Raw genomic sequence first — 210 nt, 5'->3', positions numbered from 1 at the left:
ATCGGGGCTGAGTCGTTCGACGAACCTGGCCAGCACCGTGCTGCGATCGTCGTCCTGGTCCAGCTCGCGGTGCATGCGCTGCGCGGTCAGGCCGTGGGCGTCGTCCACTGCGAAGTACAGGAAACCCCGCCGGCCCGGAGTGCGCCCCACCGCCCCCTTCTCATGCAGTCGGGCGAGCAGAGTCGCCACCGTGGTGCGGGCCAGCTCCTG

1 protein-coding gene is annotated in these 210 nt (G+C 70.5%); it reads right to left on the bottom strand.

The window, feature by feature from the left end:
* Window positions 1-210 (bottom strand): BlaI/MecI/CopY family transcriptional regulator (locus GTW40_RS23440; RefSeq protein ID WP_161182159.1); only part of this gene is annotated, 210 nt, incomplete at both ends.

Origin of the sequence: Streptomyces sp. SID4985, assembly GCF_009863025.1 — a bacterium.
In the GTDB taxonomy this organism is placed as follows: domain Bacteria; phylum Actinomycetota; class Actinomycetes; order Streptomycetales; family Streptomycetaceae; genus Streptomyces.
Note: the sequence above shows the minus strand (reverse complement) of the source record. Positions and strands in the feature narration are given on the sequence as shown.